Annotated in this window: 12 protein-coding genes; 5 read left to right on the top strand and 7 right to left on the bottom strand. The window is 29.5% G+C overall.

Features of this window, described 5'->3' with window-relative positions; translation table 11 throughout:
- Positions 1-35: 35 nt before the first annotated feature.
- From putA to ABXT61_RS05040, 3 genes are all read left to right on the top strand, one after another.
- Positions 36-3,071 carry a bifunctional proline dehydrogenase/L-glutamate gamma-semialdehyde dehydrogenase PutA gene (gene putA / locus ABXT61_RS05050; RefSeq protein WP_415314701.1) on the top strand — a complete coding sequence of 1,012 codons (3,036 nt, stop codon included), beginning with the start codon at positions 36-38 and terminating at the stop codon, positions 3,069-3,071.
- A 120-nt stretch (positions 3,072-3,191) separates the two neighbouring features.
- A complete protein-coding gene (locus ABXT61_RS05045; RefSeq protein ID WP_415314699.1) occupies positions 3,192-4,370 on the top strand; it encodes a class I SAM-dependent methyltransferase in 1,179 nt (392 codons plus the stop codon).
- 13 nt (positions 4,371-4,383) lie between these two features.
- On the top strand, positions 4,384-4,932 hold the full coding sequence (locus tag ABXT61_RS05040) for a DUF3833 domain-containing protein (protein WP_415314698.1): 549 nt from the start codon (positions 4,384-4,386) through the stop codon (positions 4,930-4,932).
- Here ABXT61_RS05040 and ABXT61_RS05035 read toward each other — a convergent pair.
- Positions 4,929-5,690, bottom strand: a complete 762-nt coding sequence (locus ABXT61_RS05035) for an SDR family NAD(P)-dependent oxidoreductase (RefSeq protein ID WP_415314696.1) — start codon at positions 5,688-5,690, stop codon at positions 4,929-4,931. The two genes, ABXT61_RS05040 and ABXT61_RS05035, sit on opposite strands and share 4 nt — an antisense overlap.
- A 21-nt stretch (positions 5,691-5,711) precedes the next feature.
- Here ABXT61_RS05035 and ABXT61_RS05030 point away from each other — a divergent pair, with 21 nt between their 5' ends.
- Together ABXT61_RS05030 and ABXT61_RS05025 are read left to right on the top strand one after the other, a co-directional pair.
- A complete protein-coding gene (locus tag ABXT61_RS05030) occupies positions 5,712-6,179 on the top strand; it encodes a TspO/MBR family protein (protein WP_415314695.1) in 468 nt (155 codons plus the stop codon).
- Between the two features lie 2 nt (positions 6,180-6,181).
- On the top strand, positions 6,182-7,285 hold the full coding sequence (locus tag ABXT61_RS05025; RefSeq protein WP_415314694.1) for an NAD(P)/FAD-dependent oxidoreductase: 1,104 nt from the start codon (positions 6,182-6,184) through the stop codon (positions 7,283-7,285).
- Here the strand turns inward: ABXT61_RS05025 and ABXT61_RS05020 are convergent.
- The 6 genes from ABXT61_RS05020 to ABXT61_RS04995 are packed head-to-tail and all read right to left on the bottom strand — an operon-like array spanning position 7,273 to position 15,386.
- Entirely contained in the window at positions 7,273-8,094 is an 822-nt protein-coding gene (locus ABXT61_RS05020; RefSeq protein ID WP_415314693.1) for an FkbM family methyltransferase, read from the bottom strand. The genes ABXT61_RS05025 and ABXT61_RS05020 overlap by 13 nt on opposite strands.
- 9 nt (positions 8,095-8,103) lie before the next feature.
- A complete protein-coding gene (locus tag ABXT61_RS05015; RefSeq protein WP_415314692.1) occupies positions 8,104-9,555 on the bottom strand; it encodes a protein adenylyltransferase SelO in 1,452 nt (483 codons plus the stop codon).
- A gap of 8 nt (positions 9,556-9,563) precedes the next feature.
- A complete protein-coding gene (gene fdhF, locus ABXT61_RS05010; protein ID WP_415314691.1) occupies positions 9,564-12,332 on the bottom strand; it encodes a formate dehydrogenase subunit alpha in 2,769 nt (922 codons plus the stop codon).
- Positions 12,332-13,990 (bottom strand): NADH-ubiquinone oxidoreductase-F iron-sulfur binding region domain-containing protein, encoded by a 1,659-nt coding sequence (locus tag ABXT61_RS05005; protein ID WP_415314690.1) that lies wholly within the window; start codon positions 13,988-13,990, stop codon positions 12,332-12,334. Before ABXT61_RS05005 ends, fdhF begins: the two co-directional genes overlap by 1 nt.
- A gap of 22 nt (positions 13,991-14,012) precedes the next feature.
- Positions 14,013-14,855 carry a formate dehydrogenase accessory sulfurtransferase FdhD gene (fdhD, locus tag ABXT61_RS05000; protein ID WP_415314689.1) on the bottom strand — a complete coding sequence of 281 codons (843 nt, stop codon included), beginning with the start codon at positions 14,853-14,855 and terminating at the stop codon, positions 14,013-14,015.
- 45 nt (positions 14,856-14,900) lie between these two features.
- Entirely contained in the window at positions 14,901-15,386 is a 486-nt protein-coding gene (locus tag ABXT61_RS04995) for an HPP family protein (protein WP_415304253.1), read from the bottom strand.
- Positions 15,387-15,414: the final 28 nt, after the last annotated feature.

Raw genomic sequence — 15,414 nt, 5'->3', positions numbered from 1 at the left:
AATTTTCTAGTTGTTTATCAACAAAGTTATTTATTATGAATCATATATTCAAACACAAATATACTGACCAAGCTTCATTGGTTAATAATCATTTAATAAAAACAATTGGAAACTTTTCAGAAATTAATCACAGTAAAATTGATAACTTTTCACGTCAAATCATAGACAGCGCAATAAATTATAAAGAAATAAGCTCATTTGCTAAATTAATACATGAGTTTTCATTGACTAGTAACGAAGGTGTTGTTTTAATGTGTCTAGCAGAAGCATTACTTAGAATACCTGATGCCGCAACTATAAATGATTTAATTGAAGATAAAATTCCCATTGGAGATTGGAATAAACACATAAAGAATGAAAATGATGTTTTTGTAAACATTTCTTCTATAGCATTTTTGTTAACAGGAAAAATAGTAGAAGAAAAACCTCAAGAAAATAAAAATATTTTAGTCAAGATGGTTAAAAATCTATCTGGACCACTATTAAGAAATGCCATTAAACAAGCAATAAATATTTTAGCTAAACAATTTGTATTTGAGAGAGATATAAAAAAAGCAATTAAACAAAGTGATAATAAAAAAAATGATAAATACACTTTTTCATTTGATATGCTTGGTGAAGCAGCAGTAACTTATGAAGATTCAGAAAGATATTACAGTCAATATGAAGAAGCTATTTTACAAACAGGAAAAAGTTTAAATCCACATAAGAAAAGTATTTCAATTAAGCTATCATCGTTACACCCAAGATATGAAAGAAACAAATTTGATTTACTAAAAAAAGAACTATTACCAAAAATTTTTAAACTTGTGGAATTAGGTAGAGAAAATAAAGTAGATATTTGTATTGATGCTGAGGAAGCTGATAGATTGAATTTATCACTTTTCATGTTTAAAGATATTATTGAAAGTAAATTAATTGACAATGTTTATCATGGTTTTGGATTTGCTATTCAAGCATATCAAAAAAGAACATTTTTCTTATTAGATTGGCTCAATGATTATTTACATAGTGTTGATAAAAAAATTAATATTAGATTAGTCAAAGGTGCATATTGGGATACAGAAATCAAAATTGCTCAAGAAGAAGGTTTTAAAAACTATCCTGTCTTTACAAAAAAATTTGCTACAGACATATCTTATCTAGCTTGTGCACATAAACTATTAGTAAACAAAAATATCTTTTCACAATTTGCTACTCATAATGCACATAGTATTTCTTATATTCATACTCTTTTTGAAAATACAAATTTTGAATTCCAAAAATTACATGGGATGGGTGATGAAATATATTCATTTTTAGAAAATAAACCTGATTTTAAATGTAGAGTATACGCTCCAGTAGGAGGCTATAAGGATTTATTGCCATATTTAGTTAGAAGGTTATTAGAAAATGGTGCGAATACATCTTTTATTCATCAGTTAAAATCCAAAAATTTTGATATTGATAAATTGATCCAATCACCACTTTTGAAGCTAGATAAGTTAAAAACTGATAAAATTCCTTTACCAATGAGCATTTTTGGCAATAGAGATAATTCAAAAGGTCTGGATATAAGTGAAGAATCTGTGATTAACAATTATAAAGTTATAAAAAAACTAAATAATATAAATGCATTTTCAATTATAAATGGCGAAGACAAAAAATCTGATAAAAAATTCGATATTATTTCACCAAGTGATTTTACCTTATTAGGTTCAAAATATTTTGCTACAGATCAAATTGTTGATGAAGCAATTAATAGCCTAAAAGATTATTCTATATTTTGGAAAAATTTTCCAATTAAAAAAAAATCAGAATTTATTTTAAATTTTGCTAATTTAATTGAAGAAAATGTTAAGGATATAATTGAAATATGTGCACAAGAATCTGGCAAAAGTATTAAAAATTCTATATCTGAAATTAGAGAAGCTGTTGATTTTTGCAGGTACTATTCTAAGGAAGCAAACTTAATATTTAAAGAACAAATTCTTAAAGGTCCAACAGGTGAACTTAATAGATATAGATTAATAGGAAAGGGATTAACTTTAGTAATTAGCCCATGGAATTTTCCTATAGCAATTTTTGTAGGACAAACAATAGCTGCACTAATTACTGGTAATGTTGTTTTAACGAAACCTGCAGAACAATCTTCTTATGCAGCATATTTTATAATTAAACTTTTATTAAAAGCAGGATTACCTAAAAATTCAATTGCCTTGATCTTGGGTGACGGTGCATTAATTTCCAACAAAGTTATTAATGATAAAAAACTTAGAAATGTTTTATTTACTGGCTCTCTAAATACAGCAAAAATTATCCAATCAAACTTACAAAAACAAGAGAGTATTACTAATTTTATTGCAGAAACAGGTGGTTTAAATTGTATGATTGTTGATAGCTCAGCTTTACCAGAGCATGTTGTTAAAGATGTTGTGAATTCGGGATTTGATAGTGCTGGACAAAGATGTTCAGCTTGTAGAATTTTATGCGTAGAAGAAAATGTATACAAAAAAATTAAAGAAACATTAATTGGTGCAATGAATACTCAAGATATTGGAAACCCAGAAAAACTTTCAACAGATATTGGACCAGTAATTGATGAGGAGGCTTACAATAGTATAAAAAAACATATTGATAATTTTGATAATGTTTATCAAACAAATTTTCAAAATGATTTAGGATATTTCATTCCACCAACTTTAATAGAAATAAAAAAATTAAGTGATTTAAAAAATGAAGTTTTTGGTCCTGTAGTACATATTGTTAAATATAAAGCTTCAGAATTAAATGAATTAATTGATGACATTAATGATTTAGGTTTTGGTTTAACATTAGGTATCCATAGTAGATTAGATAAAACTATTGATAAAATCGTTTCCAAAGCAGAAGTTGGAAACATTTATATTAATAGAAATATGATTGGAGCCGTTGTTGGTGTACAGCCATTTGGTGGTTTTGAAAAATCTGGAACAGGACCTAAGGCAGGGGGCCCTGAATACCTGAAAAGACTATGCTATGAGCAAAGTATATCAAATAACACAGCAGCTATGGGTGGTAATGCATCCTTATTGGCTGAAGTTGATGACTAAACTTTACTAATAAATTATCTTAAACCTATTACTTTATATGCAATTTTGCGTCATTTAATTTTCAAATAAAAAGAATTAAGTTTCCGTTTAAGTAAAAATTAAAGAATATAATAAGTATTAATGTTAATTCATAAAATTTCAGATTCAATCGTATTCAATGCATTAAAAAATATTAAGCATGGTTTTCTTGAAATTAAAAAGGTTAATGGAGAAGTTTTAAAATTTGGTAATCCAGATGATAATTTAAAAGTTTTCTTAGAAATTAAAGATGAAAGCCTTAATTATAATCTGATTAAAAGTGGTAGTGTTGGATTAGGTGAATCTTATATGAAAGATTTTTTTATAACAAATAACTTATCTGATTTAATTGAGTTAACTGCAAAAAATGTAAATATTATTTATAAATTTTCAGGTATTTTTGATTTACCATTCATTAATTTTTTAAAAAATAAAATTATAAAAAATACCAAAAACCGAAGCAAAGAAAACATCGCAAAACACTATGATTTAGGAAATGATTTCTTTTCTTTATGGCTTGATAAAACCTTAACCTATTCCAGCGCTATATTTGAGAACCCTAAGCAAGATCTTTTCAATGCTCAGAATAATAAATACCAAAAATTGATTGATCTTTTAAAACCAACAAATGGAAGTAAAATTTTAGAAATTGGTTGTGGTTGGGGTGGATTTGCAGAATACCTGGGCACTAATTACGATGTTAAATTAGATTGTATTACCATTTCAAAAAAGCAATTTGAATTTGCAAAAGAAAGAATTTATAAATGTGGACTTAATGAAAAAGTAAATATTGAAATAAAAGATTATAGGGATTTAAAGAGTAAATATGATCATATAGTGTCTATAGAAATGATAGAGGCGGTAGGACAAAACTATTTAGATAGCTATTTTAACACAATCAAGAATAATCTAACTTCATCAGGCACAGTGGGTATTCAAGCTATAACTATCGATGATAGTTTGTTTAATAGATATAAAAATAAACAGGACTTTATCCAAAAATATATTTTTCCTGGAGGTTTTTTACCTTCTAGAAATGAATTACAAAATTATGTTGATACTAATGGTTTAAAATTTGATGAATACAATTCATATGCCGATCATTACTCTGATACTTTGATTATTTGGAGAGAGATATTTAATAAAAAGTGGGATTTGATTAAAGAGCAAGGTTTTGATTTAACATTTAAAAGAATGTGGGAATTTTATCTTTCGTATTGTGAGGCTGGTTTTAAATCAAAAAATATAGATCTAATTCAATTTTCATTACAAAATAAATAACAACAGGAGAGACATGATAAACTTTAAGACATTTAAATTAACAGTATTAATAATTGCTTTATTCTTTACGGCAAGTTGTATAAACAATAACTCTATGAAACCAACAGATTTTAAAAATACAGAACCGTCAATGACTATAGAGAAATACTTTGAAGGTCCTGTTAAAGCATGGGGTCTATTACAAGATCGAAGTGGCAAGGTAACTAGACAATTTAAAGCTGATATGTTTGGTAGTTTTGAGGGTGATATCTTAACTCTTAAAGAAGATTTCTATTGGACAGATGGTGAAAAACAAAACCGAATATGGAAAATCAAAAAAATTAATCAAAATTACTATGAAGGATCTGCACCTGATGTTGTAGGAACTGCTAAAGGGTTTCAATATGGATCTGCCTTTAAATTTGAATATGATTTAATGGTCCCTTTTAAAGGAAAGAATATTAAAGTTTCATTTGATGATTGGATTTTTAAACAAGATGAAGAGGTTGCTATCAATAGAGCCACATTAACAAAATTTGGATTTAAAGTGGGTGAGTTGACGGTATTCTTTAAGAAAAATTAGTAGTCAATTTTTTTCATACCTTTTTCAACTATCTTAAAATACCAGCTACTTGGAAGTATTCTTAGAGTTTTCATTATAAAGGTAAAAGCTTTTGGAAAATGGATTTCAAATCCCTTCTTCTTGATTAAACCAATATAGATTTGTTCTGCAGCAAATTCTGGTGACTTTATCATTGGCATAGAAAAATCATTCTGGTCAGTCATTGGTGTTTTAATGAACCCGGGGCTTATCAGTGAAACACGCACGTTTACTCTTTTCATTTCAAAATGTAAACTTTCTGCAAAACTTGTAAGTGCAGACTTTGATGCACAATAACCTCCAGCTGCAGGTAACCCTCTATAACCAGCAACAGAAGAAATTATAGATATTTGACCACCTTTTTTATTATTATAATATGCATAAATTGAGTTGATAGAATTCATTGTACCAAAGTAATTTACTTCCATAATTTTTCTTATTTTATCTAAGTTAAAATTTTTTTCAGATTTTGGATCGTGTATCCCAGTGCCAAATACACAAATTTCAATATTTTCAAATTTTTTTACAATATCATTGAAGACAGCTTTACATTGCTCTGTATTTGTAACATCTAAAGGAAATGAATGGATATTTTCATTCTCAGTATGCAACTCCTGTAATAAGTTTTCTCGTCTAGCTGAGGCAGCAACTGTCCATCCTTCTTTAGCAAATTTTAGAGCTAAAGACCTACCAATTCCACTACTTGCGCCAGTGATCCAAATTACTTTTTTATCATTCATTTAGTAATGTATAATATAATTATGTTAAAAAACAAATTTTTATCTTTTTTATTATTTGCAATAATAACTTACTCGGCATCTGTTATTGGAGGCATTGCAACTATTGGATTTAAAGAGCCTTGGTATTCATTATTGATAAAACCATCATATAATCCACCAAGCTGGATCTTTGCACCTGTTTGGACAACACTATATTTAATGATGACTATCGCTATATGGTTTTTTTGGCATAGTAAAAAAAGAGACATAGATACAATTTATATTTATATCGTTCATTTAATTTTTAATACAACTTGGAGTATAGTATTTTTTGTTTTTCATAAAATTTTCTTAGCATTACTAGTTTTAATTATTTTAATAGCCTTAATAATTTTATTAATGCAAAGATTTAAGAAAATAACTTTAGTAAGTTATTATCTCATGATTCCTTATTTACTTTGGTGTTTTTACGCATTAATTCTTAACTTAAGTTTATTTATTTTAAATTAATTATGGATGATGTTGTAATAATAGGTGGTGGTATTATTGGAGTTGCAACAGCTTATTTTTTATCTAAAGAAGGTAGAAAAGTTAAAGTTATAGAAAGAGACCCAACTTATAAAACAGCTTCTTTTCCATTATCACTTGGTGGATTTAGAAGGCAGTTTTTTCAAAAAGAAAACATATTGCTAGGAAAGTTTGCTAGAGAATTTATTTTTCAAATACCAGAATTACTTAAAACTGAAAAAAATCCAAACCCTACAGCAAGCGTGGTTACAAATGGCTACTTATTAATGTTTGGTCCAGAGCATGCTGAGGAACAGTATAAAGCCTTAAAAAATCACGAAGCTTGTGATGCTGGAACTAAAAATATCAAAGGTTCTGAACTATCAAAAATATTTCCTTATATAAATGGTGAGGGTATTGAAACAGCAACTTATACAGATAACCAAAGTGAAGGATGGATTGATCCGTTCATGTTTCATAGCGCCTTGAAAAGTAAAGCAATTGAATTGGGTGCAGAGTTTATCAAAGGTGAAGTAAAAAGTATTTCTGATATCAAAGCTAAAACAATAATATCTGCCGCAGGATGCTGGACTAAAGAATTATTGAAAGATATCCCAGTAGTTCCCCAAAAACACACAGTATTTAGAGTTAAATGCCCTAAATATATTAAGGAAATGCCGCTATCAGGTGATTTAACAACAGGAGTTTACTGGAGACCAGAAGGTGGTGAGTACTTAGCTGGTTCTCCTAACTCAGTCTTTGATGCTACTGATTTAGAACCAGCCTGGAATGATTTTGAAGAATTAGTATGGCCTGCATTAGCACAAAGAATTCCAGCTTTTGAAGAATTAAAATTAACTGGTGGATGGGCTGGTTATTATGATTGCAACAAATTAGATAATAATGCAGTGGTCGGGAAACACCCTAAATACGAAAATGTATATATGGCTTCAGGATTTACAGGCAGAGGATTAATGCAAGCTCCTGGTATTGGTAGAGCTTTAACAGAATTGATAACATCAGGATCTTATCAAACAATTGATATTAGTGATTTTGCAGTTGAAAGAGTACTTCAAAATAATGCTAGACCTGAACCTTATGTTTTATAGTTATTCATTAAGAAAAAATTTTCACTACTACCATGTGTTATTCTTTTTATGTAATTATCGATATTTTTAATTCTCTTTAAGTCCTCATTGTAAAAGGAATATTTTAACTTTTTTATATAGGTGATTAATTCTGAACATTTATAGCCAAATTCTGGATATAAGTACGGTGCAATTTCTATAAAGATAACAGGTTTTTTATCCTTTAAGAATTTTTCTCCACTCTTTAAAACATCAAGTTCATGCCCATCAACATCTAATTTAATAAAATCAACTTTTTTAATTTTTTTTAATTTTATAAATTTATTTAAAGACAGGTATGATTTTTTTTTAATAGAATGCAGTGTCCCAAGGTGTTGTTTGTGTTTATCATCATCATTATCAAAATTCCAACTAGACCAAACTTTTGTAGGTTTATTAATTTTTGATATAAATAACTGATTTAATGAAATATTTTTTTTTAAATATTTATTTAGGTTTAAATTTCTAGTTAATTTTTTAAACGCATAATTAGTTGGTTCTATAGCAAAGATTTTACTTTTATTGAAAATTTTAGCAAGTGGTAGTGTAATAGAACCTACATTGGCACCAATATCAATCATTGTAAGTTTTTCATTTGATTTAAATAATCGCTTCAGGTTGTTAATTTTTTTTTCTGATGTACCAAATAGAAATATTGATAAGTCTATACCTTCATTCAAATCAAGAGACCATTTTATCTTATTTTTTGTATGAATTTTATTTTTTTTGTGGAAAAATATTAAAAAAAAAGAAATAATTTTTGCTATTTGTATTTTGTATTTAGTTTTCATTTTATCAATTTATGTACCACAGAAAGTTTGATATTTCTTATCACTATGAGGTGCAGGTGACATAAATTCTAAATCATCGTTATTAACTAGATATGGTTTTTTCAATATTTTTATCAATTTGTTAAAAAGTGTTAAATCACCGTTATTTGCTAACGTTAAAGCTTCTTCAACTTTATGATTACGAGGTATTACCATTGGATTAGATGAATTCATTAATTCCATAGATTTATCATGGGTATTACCAAACATTGTTAATCTTTTTACCCATTTAATTTTCCATAAATTAAAGTCTTCATTATTATATATTTCAGAATTTTTAATAGTTCTATTCATTAAAAAAACAAAAGTATTTGTATAATCTGCTTTATTTTTATGCTTCCAATTTAATAATTCCATAATTAAATTTTTATCTTCTTTATCTTCACCATATAATCCGAGTTTATCTCTCATCATATTTAACCATTTTGTTTCATAATTTTGTTCAAATTTATCTAAAGCTTCCGTAGCTAATTTAATCGCTTCATCTTCATTTTTACTAATTAGAGGAATGAGACATTCAGCAAACCTTGTTAAATTCCATTTAGTAATTTTTGGTTGATTATCATAGGCGTATCTACCTAATTGATCTATTGAACTAAAAACTGTTTTAGGATCATAATCATCCATAAATGCACAAGGACCATAATCTATTGTCTCACCAGATATAGACATATTGTCAGTATTCATAACTCCATGAATAAAACCGACACGCATCCAGTCAATTACAAGTTGGGTTTGCTTTTCGATTAAAACATTTAGTAAGTCTAATGCTTTATTCTTTGATGTTTTTATATTGGGGTAGTATTTTTCAATTGTGTAATTAATCAAAATTTCTAAATCACTAATATTTTGTTTTGCAGCAATGTATTGAAATGTTCCAACTCTTAGATGGCCTAAGGCCACCCTTGTAAGAATTGCACCTTGTGAAATTTGTTCCCTACCCACATCTTCACCAGTTTTAACTACTGCTAAACTTCTAGTAGTAGGTATTTTTAAAGAATGCATTGCTTCACTTATTATATATTCTCTCAACATTGGACCCAAAACAGCCCTACCATCACCACTTCGTGAGAATGGGGTTCTGCCAGAACCTTTGAATTGTATATCAAATCGCTCATTATTTTTGGTCAAGTGTTCACCAATTAAAACAGCTCTTCCATCACCAAGCATTGTAAAATGACCAAATTGGTGACCAGCGTAGGCTTGTGCTATGGAGTTAGATCCTTCAGGTAACATGTTTCCTGAAAAAATTTTTGATAAATTGTCATCATTAATATTTGAAAAATCTAGATCTAATTTATTTGCTAGATCTTTATTTAATATTAATATTTCTGGTGCATTTACTGCAACAGGGTTGATATCTTCTTTGAATGTTTTTGGAAGTCTTGAATAACTATTATCAAAATGCCAACCAATTGTCATTTTATCGATTAGTTAACTTCTGCTTGATTTTCTTTTGGTTTAATTTCAGTTTTAAATTGATTTGAGATTTTTTGAACTTCTACTGCTGAAACTTTGTATTCAGCACACATTGTTTCTTCATCTTTACCATGACCCGTTACCATATTGACCATATGTTCTGGAAAATGGAATGTTGTAAATACTATGCCTTCTTTAACTTTATCTGTAACCTCTACTTTTAAGGCAACTTCTCCTCTTCCAGAATAAAGTCTTCCTATGTCACCTGTATGTAACTCTCTTTTGTTAGCATCATTTGGGTGAACTAATAATAAATCTTCAGAAACTATATTGATATTACTTGTACGTCTTGTCATCGTCGCGGCATTGTAATGTTGTAGAACTCTACTAGTTGTTAAAATTAATGGATATTCTTTTTTATTAGTTTCAATTTCTGTAGATTCTTTCCAATCAAAATTTTTAAGACGTCCTTTTCCAAGTTTGAAAGTTTCTTTATGTAAAATTTGAGTATCTGTTCCATCTTCTTGAACTGGCCATTGTAATCCCATTTTACCAAGTCTCTCTCTTGTTACCCCTTTAAAGAAAGGAACAACATCAGCTATTTCTGCTAGAACTTGATCAGCGTCATATTCTGGTTGATTAAAGCCTAATTTTTGCATCATGTCTGTTACAATTGTTCCATCAGTTTTAGTACCAGGTAATGGGGGTACAGCTCGATTAACTCTTTGAATTCTTCTTTCTGTATTAGTAAAAGTTCCATTTTTTTCTAAGAAAGTTGTTCCAGGTAATACTACTGTTGCAAGTTTTGCAGTCTCACTCATAAAAATTTCTTGAACTACTAACAACTCTAATGAGTTCATTGCTTCAACTACATGTGCGCTATTTGGATCTGTTTGAACAATATCTTCTCCAATAATCCAGACCGCTTTAACATCTTTATTAATTGCACCATCAAACATTTCAGGAATTTTTAGTCCTGCTTTTGTTGGATGAACTACCCCATACTTTTCAGTGTAAAAATCTTGATTTTTTTCATCTGCTACCTCAAAATACCCAGCTCCTTGATGAGGTTGGCACCCCATATCAGCAGCTCCTTGAACATTGTTTTGTCCTCTTAGTGGGTTAACACCAACACCTCTTCTACCAATATTACCTGTAATCATTGCAAGATCAGCGATTAACATTACTGTTTTAGAGCCCTGTTCTTGTTCAGTAACTCCCAAACCATGAAATTCCATAGAGTTTTTAGCTGTTGCATAAGCAATTGCAGCTTCTTTAACCAACTGTTTATCAACACCAGCAACTTTTGCTAGATGGTCCATATCTTGTCTCTCAATTTCTTTAATGAAATTTGCAAAACCTTCAGTTCTATCTCTGACAAAGTCTTTGTCATAAAGGTTTGCTTTCAATATATAATGCAACATCATGTTTAAAATAGCAACATTTGTTCCAGGTCTAAGTTTAATGTGATAATCAGCAAGTTTAGCAAGCTCAGTAGTAATTGGATCTAATACAATTAATTTTTTACCCTTCATTACTTGTTGTTTTATTTTAGCTCCAGTAACTGGGTGAGCATTTGTTGGATTTGCTCCAATAACCATAAATAAATCTGCATGGTAAATATCTTCTGTAGAATTTGTAGCTGCACCTGTTCCAAATGTTTGTTGCATTCCCCACGCAGTAGGTGAATGACAAATTCTTGCACAGCAATCAATATTATTAGTTCCTATTGCTGCTCTAATCATTTTTTGGAAAACATAATTTTCTTCATTAGTACATCTTGCTGAAGAAATACCAGCAACTGCATCTGGTCCATTGGCTTTGGTAATTCTATTTAACTCTTTTTTAATAAAATCATATGCATCATCCCATGATGCTTCTTCAAATTTTCCATTCCTTTTAATTAAAGGAGTTTTTAATCTATCGGGATGATCATAAAATCCAAAAGCATATCTTCCTTTAATACAAGTGTGACCTGCGTTTACTTCACTTTCTTTAGGAGTAGAAATTGCAACAACTTTATTATCTTTAATTGAAGCTTCTAGATTACAACCAACTCCACAATAAGAACAGGTTGTTCTTACTTTTTCATCAACAGCAACTGATTTAGATTGATATACATCTGAGATGGCATCTGTTGGGCAAGTGTGTGCACAAGCTCCACAAGATACACAAGACGAGTCTCCAAATAATGCATCATTGTCTGTTGTAATTTTAGACTCAAATCCCCTACCACTCATTGTTAAAACAAATGAACCTTGAATTTCATCACAAGCTCTGACACATCTTCCACAATTAATGCAGTTATCTAAATTCATTCTCATATAATCATGAGAGGTGTCTCTTGGAATACCTTTATGTTGTTTTGGTACGTTGTATCTATGATCTGATATACCTAAATCATTAGCAACATCTTGAAGTTCACAGTTATTATTAACTTCACATGTACTACATTCCATTGGATGGTCTGTTAAAACTAGCTCAACAATATTTTTTCTTAAAGCGGTTAAATTTTCATTGTTTGTAAAGATATGTTGGTTTTCAGCAACTGGTGTATGACATGAGGCTACAACTTTAGTCGGGCCATCTTTAACTAAAGCAACCTCAACCGAACAAACTCTACAAGCTCCATAAGGTGCTAAGTTTGGATCGTTACATAAAGCAGGAACCTTTTTTTCACCAAGATAGCTTTCTACAAATTTTAAAACAGAAGTATGGTTAGGACCAATTTCATATGGCTTACCATCTATATATGCAATTTTTCTTTTTTCTGAGCTCATTAATTATCTTTCACCATATCATCCTTCATTTCATCACCAAAATATTTTAATATATTCATGATAGGAGTTGGTATCGCACCACATAAAGCACATAAACAGCCTTTTTTCATTGTTACTAGGAGCTCATTTAATAGCTTTAATGGAATTTTAGCAGTTTTATTCTTTGCTTGATCAAACATTTCCTTACCACGGTAAGAACCAAGTCTACCTGGGAAGCATTTTCCACATGATTCTTCAGCTGTGAATTCGAATAAATGATGGATATAGTCAACCATTGGGAAATCTTTTGGAATACTTACTATACTTGCGTGTCCCAACATGAAACCAGCAGCAGTAAACTCTTGAAAATCTAGATTTAATTTTTCTACTTCAGAAATTGGAATAACCCCACCTAATGGGCCACCAATTTGTAGTGCTTTAATAGGTTCTTTAAAACCTCCACCAATATCGTTCAAAACTTTTTTCATTGGTGTTCCCATTTCAACCTCGTAAACACCTGGATTATTAAAAAAACTATCAAAACAAACTAATTTTGTACCTGCTGATTTTTTATTACCAATTGCAGCAAATTTTTCTGCTCCATTAATAAGTATACCAGTAGCAGCAGCTAAAGTTTCAACATTGTTAACAACTGTTGGCTTTTTATAAAGTCCTTCAGTAACAGGGAAGGGAGGTCTGACATCAACTTCTGCTCTTCTTCCTTCAATTGATGCAATTAAAGCAGTTTCTTCTCCACATATGTATGCTCCTTGTCCTATACAAATATTTAGATCAAAAGAAAAATTTGTTCCAAGAATGTTTTTACCTAACAATCCTTCTTTTTTTAAAGAATTAATACATCCATTTATAGCTTCAATAGATTTTGGATATTCTCCTCTAATATATAAAACACCTTCGTTACTTCCAATAACATAACCACAGATGATCATTCCAAATAACACTTTTAGTGGCTGATCTTCTAATAAATACCTATCTGAGAAAGCTCCTGAGTCACCTTCGTCAGCATTACAGATAACATATTTTTTTTCAGATTCTGCTTTTCTACAAAAATCCCATTTCATTCCAGCTGGAAAGCCAGCACCACCTCTACCTGTTAGGTTTGAATCTAATAGTGACTTTATAATTTCTTGTTTATCTGTATTGATAAATTTATTTAAAACATCTTTAAATTGATCAAAATTTGAAAGCTTATCATCCATTAAAAAACTAGTTGAAGCAAAACTTTTAGAGAAAAATTTTTCCTGTTCAATTTTTTCTCCTTTAATTATTTCATCAATTTTCTCAATGTCATTCCCAGCATAGTTTTCACCATCATAATGAAACGCTTTATTTTCATAACAGTGGCCAAGACAGAACATTTCACCAACCTTGTCATCACCTAATTTTTCTTTTAATTTTTTCTTTAAAATTTCCTGTGTTCCAGAACACATGCAAGCACTTCCATTACAAACAAAGGCTTTCTTTGCTCTATGAGATGGTCTTAAAAATTCATAAAAACTCTCTGCACCATGAATAGTGGATACACCCATGTGGTATTCGTTGGCTATTTCTTGAATGCTGCTTGCATCTTTAGAGTTTAGGGATCTTTCAGAGATTTTCTCAAATAGGTTTTTCTTTAAACCAATTCTGCCTGATAAGTTACTTATATTTTTTGACACATTTTACCCTGTTAAAATTTTTTTAATTTTTTATTATAATTCTCTCATTATTACTATAAATATTAAAGCTATCCTCTTTTACAAAACCAACTAATGTCATGTCAAACTTATTAGCTAAATCTATAGCGAGACTGGTTGGCGCACCTACGCCAATCAAGACACCTATATTTGCCATGAGTGCCTTTTGAACAAGGTCAAAGTTGAGCCTTCCAGAACAGGTTAGAAATTGAGAACTATTATCAAGTAAATTTTCTTTTAAGGCAAATCCAATTAGCTTGTCCAAAGCATTATGCCTTCCTACATCCTCTTTTAAGGCAATAATTTCTCCGCTCGCATTAAATAGCCCACTAGCATGAATGCCACCAGTCTTTGAAAATTCAGATTGGTTTTGTCTTAATATATCTGGAGATTTCATTATAATTTCATGATCTATTTTAGGGATAGATTTTAATATTTTATCTTTCTTAATAATTTCTAAAGATTTAAGAGATGTTTTTCCACACACCCCACATGAGGAATTAGTTAAAAAATTTCTTTTAATTCTATCAATGTCTATATTCTCTGAATTATTTATTGTAATAATAACTTTATTTTGTAATTTATATTGTCCAACAGGCTTGCCACTTGCTTCAATATTTTCTATATAGCTAATTTTTTCAATTACTCTTTCATTAAAAAGAAAGCCAGCAACTAAATTTTCATCATCTCCAGGCGTTCTCATCGTAATAGATATAGTATTTTCTATCCAATTTTTTTTATCTTTATATTTGAGTATTATTTCAAGTGGTTCTTCAATGGATACTTGATCATTAACCTCTTTCAAATTATTAGATCTAAATTTTGTGACTTTATAATTAGAATTCATTTAGTTAGTATATTTAAACTGGTTAAATTTGAAACAACGAAAAGATTAGCTTTTCCAGCTACTAGGGTAGTTTTTCTTTAATATGAAACGATTTAGAATAACCGCATAAACAATTATTATTATAGAACCAAAAATAATTGGATTTAGTAAAAAATCATATGAAACTGCACCAAGTATTATAACAATAGGATTTCCTCCTGCTGGTGGGTGAGTTACACCAAACAGTATCATTATAAAAATACCAAGCCCTACAGCAATAGCTATTTGTAAAAATTGATCAATGGGTAAAAATTTTAAAATTAATACACCAACTATAGATGTTACCAAGTGGCCAAAAAAAACATTTTTGGGTTGAGCAAAAGGACTTTCTGGATATCCAAAAAGTAAAACCATCGAAGATCCAAATGATCCAGCCAAAAACAACCCGTAGGGAGTTTCAAAACTTAAGAATGAAAGTGTACCAATTGTGATTATTGAAAATATTAAAGCATATAGAGCTCTGTTAAAGTTTTCTTTTATTGTATTTATCATATTCTTTTATTTTTAATGTTAGTGTTAT

Source organism: Candidatus Pelagibacter sp. Uisw_137 (assembly GCF_047720245.1).
In the GTDB taxonomy this organism is placed as follows: Bacteria; Pseudomonadota; Alphaproteobacteria; order Pelagibacterales; family Pelagibacteraceae; genus Pelagibacter.
Note: the sequence above shows the minus strand (reverse complement) of the source record. Positions and strands in the feature narration are given on the sequence as shown.

Bases quoted from the DNA above. Each gene is read 5' to 3' on its own strand.
- ABXT61_RS05035 (WP_415314696.1), bottom strand. From the start codon at position 5,690: ATGAATGATAAAAAAGTAATTTGGATCACTGGCGCAAGTAGTGGAATT.
- ABXT61_RS04995 (WP_415304253.1), bottom strand. From the start codon at position 15,386: ATGATAAATACAATAAAAGAAAACTTTAACAGAGCTCTATATGCTTTA.
- putA (WP_415314701.1), top strand. From the start codon at position 36: ATGAATCATATATTCAAACACAAATATACTGACCAAGCTTCATTGGTT.
- fdhD (WP_415314689.1), bottom strand. From the start codon at position 14,855: ATGAATTCTAATTATAAAGTCACAAAATTTAGATCTAATAATTTGAAA.
- ABXT61_RS05025 (WP_415314694.1), top strand. From the start codon at position 6,182: ATGGATGATGTTGTAATAATAGGTGGTGGTATTATTGGAGTTGCAACA.
- fdhF (WP_415314691.1), bottom strand. From the start codon at position 12,332: ATGAGCTCAGAAAAAAGAAAAATTGCATATATAGATGGTAAGCCATAT.
- ABXT61_RS05045 (WP_415314699.1), top strand. From the start codon at position 3,192: ATGTTAATTCATAAAATTTCAGATTCAATCGTATTCAATGCATTAAAA.
- ABXT61_RS05015 (WP_415314692.1), bottom strand. From the start codon at position 9,555: ATGACAATTGGTTGGCATTTTGATAATAGTTATTCAAGACTTCCAAAA.
- ABXT61_RS05020 (WP_415314693.1), bottom strand. From the start codon at position 8,094: ATGAAAACTAAATACAAAATACAAATAGCAAAAATTATTTCTTTTTTT.
- ABXT61_RS05030 (WP_415314695.1), top strand. From the start codon at position 5,712: ATGTTAAAAAACAAATTTTTATCTTTTTTATTATTTGCAATAATAACT.
- ABXT61_RS05040 (WP_415314698.1), top strand. From the start codon at position 4,384: ATGATAAACTTTAAGACATTTAAATTAACAGTATTAATAATTGCTTTA.